At 58.6% G+C, this 520-nt stretch carries 2 rRNA genes; both read right to left on the bottom strand.

The features are described 5' to 3' along the window. Window positions 1–25 precede the first annotated feature (25 nt). Window positions 26–142: ribosomal RNA gene (gene rrf / locus AC1DGE_RS16895) — 5S ribosomal RNA — on the bottom strand. 250 nt (window positions 143–392) lie between these two features. Beyond that, window positions 393–520, bottom strand: a 23S ribosomal RNA gene (locus tag AC1DGE_RS16890); the annotation flags it as partial.

Raw genomic sequence — 520 nt, 5'->3', positions numbered from 1 at the left:
GTGTCGGGGCCTGGCTGTAATGGTTGTCCGGCGGTGACCTACTCTCCCACACCCTCCCGGGTGCAGTACCATCGGCGCTGTGGGTCTTAGCTTCCGGGTTCGGGATGGGACCGGGCGTTTCCCCCACGCTATGACCGCCGTAACCCTGTGTCCGCGCCCCCGGGGCCCTGGTGAGGGTTGTCCTGGGGTGGGAAATCTGGTGGTTACAACTTGTCCGCTACCGCCCGTGGCGGGGCGGTGGTGGTGTTGTTATTCAGTTTTGGTTCCTYCWAGCAACGTGCCCGTGGCGGGTTTGTTGTTTGGGAACCACATAGTGGACGCAAGCAGTCTTGTTTCTTTGTACTCCYSTGCTGGTGTGAACGTCTTTTGAATCCGTTCACGCAARGGAGTGTGTGGTGTAAGTTATCGGCCTATTAGTACCGGTCAGCTTCACGAGTCGTTAGTCCTCGCTTCCACATCCGGCCTATCAACCCAGTGGTCTGGCTGGGGGCCTCTCACACACAAGGTGTATGGAAATCTC

It is taken from the genome of Arthrobacter sp. 05N425, from assembly GCF_056397125.1.
The sequence above is the reverse complement of the archived record's forward strand: the minus strand, read 5'-3'. Positions and strand labels throughout refer to the sequence as shown.